An 8,300-nucleotide genomic window follows, 5' to 3' on the forward strand; every position below is an offset into this window, starting at 1 on the left:
CGGTGACAAAGTCGAGCAGAAGACCTTCCCAGGCGTGACTCACGAATTCTTCGGCATGGCCAACCACGACGCTCAGGCGGGGAATGCATAATGGCGCGCTTTTCCAACAAGGTCATCGTCATCACCGGTGCCGCCTCGGGGATCGGTGAAGGAGCCGCACGCCGCTTCGCCGAGGAAGGCGCAACGCTGGTGTTGGGCGACATCAACAAGGGCGCGCTCGACAAGCTGGCGAGCGAGCTTGGCGGTACGGTCGAGGCGCGCGAAACCGACGTCTCGGACCGCGGGGCATGCGAGGCACTGGTTCAGGCTGCCATCGATCGCTTCGGGCGGATCGACGTGCTGGTCAACGACGCCGGCGTGGATCATCTGGGCAAGGTCGATGAGGGCGACTTCGCCGAATTCACCAAGGTGATTGAGACTGACCTCTACGGCGTCGTGCATATGAGCCGCGCGGCGATCCCCCAGAGGGACAAGTGTGGTGCAGCCCGGAACGGCACGGACAGATCACCGGCATCATGAAGCTGCAGGTCGACCACCTGCCGCTGTCGATGGGCGGGATGCGCCCGACGCAGGGCCGCACCCTCGCTGTCATGCAGGTGTCGGCCGGATCGCAGTCGTTCAACAGCGTGAACACCTTGCGCGTCCTCGGCCGCTGGATGCGGATGGTCACGATCCCCAACCAGTCCAGCGTCGCCAAGGCGTTCGAAGAGTTCGACGACACGGGCCGCATGGTGTGAAGCGGCACCGCCTTCGAAGGAAGGCACGCAAGGGAGCACGTGCCGAACGCGCCGACCCGCATGCCCCACACCCGGGTCGCGGATCGCCGGCCGACCACCGACCGGTGGAGCGACCGGACGATCGATACGGCACGTCGGGCGGCCCCGGCATCCTGTCCAGGGTGTCGGGGCCGTTTCCAACAGGCAGGAGTGGGGACCCCGCAACGGGGAACGGGCGTCGTACCGTTTGATTTCCCGCGAAATTCACGGCGGTGCGACGAAGGGGTCGGCTGTGGCCGCTAGAGCCGTGATCGTCCCGAACCACAGGAATTGGCCATGACCCTCATCTTCAAATACGGGCTGCCATTGCTGTTGCTGACGGTCTCGCCTGCCCCAGCGCAAATGCCGCCTGGCGCACCGGCCTTCGATGCGCCTGCCTATCTCGACGAAGCGATTGCGACGGTGCGGGAGCATGCGCTGTTCGCCGACCGGGTCGACTGGCCGGCAGTGTCGGGGCGCATCCACCGGCTGGGCGACAAGGCGACGACCCCATTCGACACCTATCCGGCATTGGTTGAGCTGGTGCGCGCGCTTGGCGATCATCACAGCTTCCTGCAACTATCCACCGAACGCGCCGCGATGTACCGGGCGGCCAAGGGCCACGACTTCGTCTATCCGCCCGATCCCGATCCGCCGCGCCGCTATGACCCGCGCTTCGCCAGACGTCCCGGCCCCGCGCCCGCCGACACGGTGGTCGATGGCCAGCGCGTTCGCAGCGTCGTCGTCACTGCCAATGGCGACAACGCCCCGGAAGCGTTGCAACGCTATGCACTGGCGCTGCACCGCGCGCTGGTAACCGGTCCGCGGGCGTGCGGCTATGTGATCGACCTGCGTGGCAATGGCGGCGGCAACATGATGCCGATGCTTGCGGGACTGGGCGTGCTCCTCGGCAACGGGCCGGTCGGCGGCTTCGTGGCGAAGGAAGGCGGCGAAGACTGGATCATTCGCCGCAACCTTTTGCTGTTGCGCTCGGCGCAAGGGAGCGAGCAGGTCACCCTGCGCCTTACAGGGTGGCAGCCCATGGCCGACGGCGCACGCCGACCGGTCGCGCTACTGATCGATGGCGGCACCGCCAGTTCGGGCGAACTGACCGCGATCGCCTTCGCCGGTCGCGCCAACATGGCGACGTTCGGCGCGCACAGCTTTGGTGCATCGACCGCGACGTCGGGGTTTCGTCTGCGCGACGGCGCCAATCTCGTCATCGTCGATTCGCAGGTCCGTGACCGCACCGGGCGGCGCTATCCTGACGGCCTCGCCCCCGACCATGCGACCGACCCGACCGCCGCGCCCGAGGCGGCACGCCGCTGGGTCGCAGCACGCTGCCGTTCGGCGACAGGCGCATGACCATAGGGATCGACCGACGGACGTTGCTCGCCGCCAGCGCTTCGCTTCTGCTTCCTGCGCGCGTCGCCGGGGCGACCCCGCTCGATCCTCGAGCTGCGGCGCTTGTCGATGCGGTCAATCTGGGCGACGGCGGACGATGGGCCGCGCGCAACGTCTCCGCCGCAGGCCTCGTCAGAAGAAGCGCTGTGGCTTGGAGCGATTAGCTCGGCGCCACGGCGAGAGCGAGTGGTCGCTGGCGACTGGTTGCGACGCGGAGCGATACGCGGCGAATAGAAGCGACGATCGCAACCGACCGCCATGGCCTGCGTCGTATCGATCTACCCCCATCCGGGCATGGCGTATGGCATGGGGTTCGCGCGCCGCGAAATTGGCGAACGGCTCTGGGCAGGTCATTCCGGCGGCGGTGTGCATGTCGGTATCGGATCGGCCTTGGCGTTAGATGTAGGGCATGGATGGGCAGTCCCGGTCCTGACCAACCGCGACGTACCGATGGCCGAGGCCGTACTGCTCGACACACTTTCATTGATGCCGCGCGGATGGCTGGCCGGGCGCGAATGACGAAATTCGGCTCGCCTTATCTGCTACCAAGGAAAGAAATGCCGATGCGGTACCTTCCGGCGATCGTTGTAGCGCTTGTGTCGATCATGGCGGCATCTCCAGCCTGTGCACAGCGGATGGCCGGGTTTGCCGATATTGCAGCGAAAGGCAACGTGCTGGAACTGCGCGTTCCCTTGTGGATGAACGGCACGATGAGGGCCGGTCCGGCGCTGACCGGTCGGGTGCGTCGCAAGTCGCTCGGAGCCAGCGAGGCATTGACGCTGTTCGGGATCAGCATCGGTGGCGCCGAGCGCTTCGGTCGCTTCACGTTCGAGGCGGAGGGTCCGGCAGTCGACGGCAAGCTGTCCGGCGATTGCATTTATGATCGGACCGAGCGACGCCTGGGCATTGGTTCGTTCACGATCAGCGAACCACGACGCCCGCTCCTCCTGCGCTGCCGCTTCCTGCGGGCGGGCCAAGTGGTCGGTACGTTGCGACTGGAGGCAGAAGCAGGTACCGGCGCCATCGCGCAACCGGCGCATCGGATCGGACGGGTCAAGCTGGGTGACAAGACCGTCACCATCCGGTCGGAGCATTACTTGCAGGGCGCACGCGTCCCAACCGAACTACCGGTAGGCTACCGCGTCGCCGACGCCGACACCGACGAAGTGATCGGAGCGGTCGATCTCACCGACTTCAGCCGCCGGGTCATCGCACTTCCAACCAGCAACAGTGCACGTCCCGTCAGCCTTGTCGCATCTATTGCCTTGGCAGTTTTCTGGGACCCAGGAGATACGGACGATTGAGTTTTTTGCCGGACGGTCGGCGTGCTGGCCACGCTTTCGCAATTCCGCGGCATGGAACCGACATCCGCGAGCTGATACGCCCAGCCGCCTTCCGCCGGATGCGATCCGGCCGGTTGTGACGATGCCCGCGAAGCTGAACGGGCAGATGGCCTACCCGTGGCGCGCAGTCGATTACTAAAGCGAACTTATTCCAAGTTGCATGAATAAGCCAACGTGCACAATCACGTCTGTCTCGAACGCTGGATTGGCGACCCCTAGCCTTCAGTGCCTTCAAGTAATGCTCGAAGCTGACGGTATGGGAAAACTGGCTGACCCGCAGGACGCTCTGGGCCGCGTCCGCAAGTAGGCGCTACGATTCTCAGCCACAGGTATACCTTCTACTGGCGGCGACCTTCCATTCGTGGAAAAAGTCGTTTTCGGTCAGTTTCGGGAACGTTCGGTGGCGCACGACATCGTGAACTATCTGCAGGCACCGTACGCAGTTCTTAGGCCAAACTCCACGGCGTACGCCCAGAACTGCTCGGCGTTCAGTTTCCTTGGTAGGTTGTACTTCTTCTCGGTCATCGATACTGCACTTCGGAAGCCCGTCGTTCGTGTCCGTTACCGAGTATCTTCGTCTAGCAGTCCAAACCTCGACGCCCTAATCCGCCAGCTGAACGACACCTAATGGACAACGAACGACGGCTTATTTGAGGTGCCTTCTCCAAACCGGACATTCCGGCTTCCACCAAAAGCAACCATCCGCGCGCGGCACATATCTCGGGCGGCTTTCGATCCGAAACGGATGCGCGGCCCTTGCTGTGTTTCACACCTACACTGGCGTTCGTTGATGTGTATTTGTCAGCGTTCGTTATCGTGTCGGCGGGTCAACACGAGCAGAAATTGCGCTATCGTTGATGTGCGCGATCACTTCCCATCCCCGATCCGAAGCGTTTGTCGTAGCGTCCGGCTGCGGACGGTTATCGATATCGACGCACCGCTTACCGACGATCGCCCATCACATTGAACGCATTTTAAGATTCGTCGGGCATGGCATGAAGTATGCCTTGCTGCCGTGCCACCGCCGCTGATCTGATCCGACGGACCGGTCGCGACCAACGCGGGGCAGCGACGCTCGAATTCGGGTTGTGTGCCGCCGCCTTCCTTGCGCTGCTGATCGGCACCTTGCAGGTCGCGCTCGTCTTCTTCGTCCAGCACAGCGTCCAGACCGCAGCCGAAAGCATCGCGCGTCGCGTGCTGACCGGGTAGATCCCGGCCGGTACGACCCGCGACCAGTTCCGGGCGCAGGCCTGTGCGCAGCTCCCCTCGTTCCTGAAGTGCGGCAACCTGTATGTCGACGTTCGCCAGGTTCCCGACCTCGCCAGTGTTGGCACGGTGTCCGGCGGGCTGAACTTCGATGCCAGCGGCAGCGCGGCCGACACCACCCGATTCGACCCCGGCGGGGCGGGCGCGGTCGTCGTGCTTCGGCTGATCTACGACTGGCCACTCGGCACCCTGCCGCTCGGCCTCAATCTCAGCAATCAGGGAAATGGGTCACGGACGATCATCGGGACGATGGTGTTCAAGTCGGAGCCATATGCATGACCCGGCTCCGCACCCTATGGCAGGACCAGCGGGCAGCGGCGCTGATCGAATTCGCGATCACGCTGCCAGTGCTGCTGATGCTGTTCGTCGGCGGGTACCAGCTGAGCGACGCGATCACCGCCCAGCGCAAGGTGACGATCATGACCCGCGCGGTCGCCGACCTCACGTCGCAATATCGCACGCTCCGCGTCGCTGAACTGGACGGGTTGATGGAGGCTTCCACCCAGATCCTGACGCCATACGCGACCCAACCGGTCCGCTTGCGCATCACGCAGATCACGGTGGATAGCAAAGGCCAGGCGTTCAGAATCGACTGGAGCCGCGCGCGCAACGATTTCGCGTTTCCGAAAGGCGATTACCCAAGCTGGTTCATTCCCGCAGCCTATCGGCGGCCGAACATGGTGTTCATCCTCACACAGTCTTCCTACCAGTACGATTCGGTGCTGCCGAACTATTTCGACACGATCACCTTTTCGAACATGCTGTGGCTCCTGCCACGCCGGTCCGCGACCATCACCCTGACATGAGCCGATCCATGCGCCTGTCCGCCTTCCTCGCCCGCCTGCGTGCCGACCGGCGCGGCAACATCCTGATGATCTTCGGGTTCGCGCTGGTGCCGATCACCTTCGCGACCGGCATGGCGATCGATTACGGCACCGCCATGCGCATCCAGACCGATCTGAATGCGGCGGCCGACGCGGCGGCATTGTCGGCGACCAGCCTGACGATGATGGACAAGCCGCTCGCCGATGCAGAGGCGCAGGCGCGGATCATGTTCGAGGCGGAGGCCGCCAGCATGACCGGGATCGTTCCGTTCAACTTCGCCGACCCCGCGCAGCTGCAAATCCGCGTTACCGAATCCTCGTCGCAGACCGATGGCTACCTGCGCACCGCGACGGTCACCTATCGCGGCCAGTCGCGCAACAGTTTCGCCGGCATCCTTGGTACGTCGACCCTGACGGTGCAGGGAACGGCCACTGCCGAAGCCAGCACCGCGCCCGACACCGATTTCTACGTCATGCTGGACGTATCGTCGTCGATGGCGCTGCCAACCACCACCGCCGGCATCGATTTCCTGAAGTCGCAAACCGTTCGGGAAGGAAATCCTGATGGTTGTGCTTTCGCCTGCCACGAAACCAATCCCGACAATCCGAATATCCGTAATGCCAAGGGCAAGATCATCGATTATTACACCTTCGCCCATGCCAACAACATCGAACTGCGGATCGATGCCGGCAAGAGCGCGGTCGCCGACGTGGTCACGGAAGCCGAAACCGAAGGCAGGTCGAACGGCGCGGCATATCGCTTCTACCTTGCGACCTTCGATCGCGCCGCCAACTATCGGGCGTTGACCGGTGCCACCCCGTCCTCGGATTTCGCCAATGTCCGTGCGAAAGCAGCCACCGCACAGACCGTCGCGATCAAGAAGGGTTCCAGCAACTGGAGCATGCAGACCGAACATGGTGGATCGCTGGCCAAGCTGAACGCAGCAATCACCGACAACCCGGGCAATGGCCGCCACGTTCCCGGCGACCGACCGAAAGCCGTGCTGTTCCTCATCACCGACGGCATGCGCAACGAGTATATCGACGGCCAGCAAATGGGCGCCATGACGACCGACCAGTGTGACGCGATCAAGGCGCGCGGGGTACGGATCGCAGTCCTCTACACCACCTACACCGCCGCAGCGATCGATTACGACCAGTGGTCGATCAACAATGCGGTGGGGAAGCTGCCCGATATCGCGCCAGCGCTGCGGACCTGTGCTTCGGACAATCTGTTCTTCGAGGTGTCGACCGACGGCAACCTGTCGAAAGCGCTGACAACGCTGTTCCAGCAGGCGATCAAGACCTCACGCCTGACCCGTTGAGCGGGGTCATGCGGGGCTGACGATGATCGCGATCGCCGCTAGAGATAGCGGCGTTCAAGCACCGCTGCGTACGCAGTTCGACAGGAGACCAGCATGACCATCGGCGGATCGACCTCGGCCAAGGAACTCGCCGCGATCCGGCCCTTCGCCGCCGCTCCCGCAATCACCGCCGCCGAACGCGCCGAACGGATCGATCGCGCCCGCGCACTAACCGCACAGGCCGGTGCCGACGCGCTGCTGGTCCATACCGGCGCATCGCTCGACTATTTCACCGGCATCCCATGGGGCGCCAGCGAGCGGATGGTCGCGCTGCTGCTGCCCGTCAACGGCACCCCGCGCATCATCTGTCCGGCGTTCGAGCGCGGCACGCTGGAGGCCGACCTCACCATCGCCGCCGACCTGCTGCTGTGGGAGGAGGATGCCGATCCGACCGCGCTGGTCCGGGACGCGCTGCCCGGCGGCGCCACGCTCGCCGTCGATCCGCTGCTCCCCTTCGCCTGGGGGCAGAAGCTGGCGCGCCACGGCCTGACCCTGACCGACGGCGCGCCCGCGATCGATGGCTGCCGCATGGTCAAGTCGCCCGCCGAACTGGCGCTGCTGCAAAGCGCCAAGGACATGACGCTGGCGGTACAGGCGGCCGCCGCCCGCATCCTGCGTCCCGGCATCCTCGCCAGCGAAGTCGTCCGCTTCATCGACGACGCCCACCGCGCGATCGGCGGCGGCCCCTCCTATTTCTGCATCGTCCAGTTCGGCCGGGCCACCGCCTTTCCCCACGGCCTGCCCGGCGACCGCGCGCTGAACGAGGGCGAGTTGGTGCTGATCGACACCGGCTGCCGCGTCGGCGGCTATCATAGCGACATTACCCGCACCTATGCCTTCGGCCCGGTCGCCGACGAGGTCCGCGCGATCTGGGACATCGAACATACCGCACAGGCCGCCGCGTTCGCCGCCGCCGCGCCCGGCGTCCCGTGCGAAGCCGTCGACGCCGCCGCCCGCGCGGTGCTGGTGCGCGAGGGGCTGGGTCCCGATTATCGCCTGCCCGGCCTGCCGCACCGCACCGGCCACGGCATCGGCATGTCGATTCACGAACCGGCCTATCTGGTGCGCGGCGACCGCACGCCGCTGCAACCCGGCATGTGCTTTTCCAACGAACCGATGATCGTCGTCCCCGACCGCTTCGGCATCCGGCTGGAGGATCATTTCCATGTGACCGAAACCGGCGCGGCATGGTTCACCCAGCCGCAGCCGTCGATCGACCGCCCGTTCGGATGAGGTCGCTGGTCGCGCTGCTGCTGGCGGCGGTCGCGGTGCCGGTGGCTGCCGCGCCGGGTCGCTATGCCGCAGCGACGATCGGCCCGCCGCCGGCGACGCTGCGGCTCGACC

Annotated in this window: 9 protein-coding genes and 1 pseudogene; all 10 read left to right on the forward strand. The window is 65.0% G+C overall.

Translation table 11 applies throughout. The features are described from left to right. The first annotated feature begins 90 nt into the window (after positions 1 to 90). Entirely contained in the window at positions 91 to 519 is a 429-nt protein-coding gene (locus tag ASE59_RS10070) for an SDR family oxidoreductase (protein WP_235515718.1), read from the forward strand. Next, positions 465 to 731 (forward strand): annotated as a pseudogene (locus tag ASE59_RS10075) (NAD(P)H-dependent oxidoreductase); the annotation flags it as partial. The gene ASE59_RS10070 and the pseudogene ASE59_RS10075, both read left to right, overlap by 55 nt. A 321-nt stretch (positions 732 to 1,052) precedes the next feature. Beyond that, positions 1,053 to 2,120 (forward strand): S41 family peptidase, encoded by a 1,068-nt coding sequence (locus ASE59_RS10080; protein ID WP_056455686.1) that lies wholly within the window; start codon positions 1,053 to 1,055, stop codon positions 2,118 to 2,120. 297 nt (positions 2,121 to 2,417) lie between these two features. Continuing rightward, entirely contained in the window at positions 2,418 to 2,678 is a 261-nt protein-coding gene (locus tag ASE59_RS10085; RefSeq protein ID WP_056455688.1) for a hypothetical protein, read from the forward strand. Further along, a complete protein-coding gene (locus tag ASE59_RS10090) occupies positions 2,675 to 3,463 on the forward strand; it encodes a hypothetical protein (RefSeq protein WP_156360010.1) in 789 nt (262 codons plus the stop codon). The genes ASE59_RS10085 and ASE59_RS10090 overlap by 4 nt, the downstream gene beginning before the upstream one ends. Before the next feature lie 1,041 nt (positions 3,464 to 4,504). After that, positions 4,505 to 4,711, forward strand: a complete 207-nt coding sequence (locus tag ASE59_RS10095) for a TadE/TadG family type IV pilus assembly protein (RefSeq protein ID WP_056455695.1) — start codon at positions 4,505 to 4,507, stop codon at positions 4,709 to 4,711. A 126-nt stretch (positions 4,712 to 4,837) separates the two neighbouring features. Continuing rightward, positions 4,838 to 5,047: a hypothetical protein gene (locus ASE59_RS10100; RefSeq protein ID WP_056455697.1), complete on the forward strand. Its 210-nt coding sequence runs from the start codon at positions 4,838 to 4,840 to the stop codon at positions 5,045 to 5,047. Further along, positions 5,044 to 5,574, forward strand: coding sequence for a TadE/TadG family type IV pilus assembly protein (locus tag ASE59_RS10105; RefSeq protein ID WP_056455699.1), 531 nt, complete (start codon positions 5,044 to 5,046; stop codon positions 5,572 to 5,574). Before ASE59_RS10100 ends, ASE59_RS10105 begins: the two co-directional genes overlap by 4 nt. Next, positions 5,571 to 6,917: a TadE/TadG family type IV pilus assembly protein gene (locus tag ASE59_RS10110; RefSeq protein WP_082458217.1), complete on the forward strand. Its 1,347-nt coding sequence runs from the start codon at positions 5,571 to 5,573 to the stop codon at positions 6,915 to 6,917. The genes ASE59_RS10105 and ASE59_RS10110 overlap by 4 nt, the downstream gene beginning before the upstream one ends. Positions 6,918 to 7,010: 93 nt before the next feature. Beyond that, complete coding sequence (locus tag ASE59_RS10115) at positions 7,011 to 8,189, forward strand: M24 family metallopeptidase (protein WP_056455702.1); 1,179 nt, start codon at positions 7,011 to 7,013, stop codon at positions 8,187 to 8,189. Positions 8,190 to 8,300 lie beyond the last annotated feature (111 nt).

Source organism: Sphingomonas sp. Leaf10 (genome assembly GCF_001421245.1).
Lineage (GTDB): Bacteria > Pseudomonadota > Alphaproteobacteria > Sphingomonadales > Sphingomonadaceae > Sphingomonas.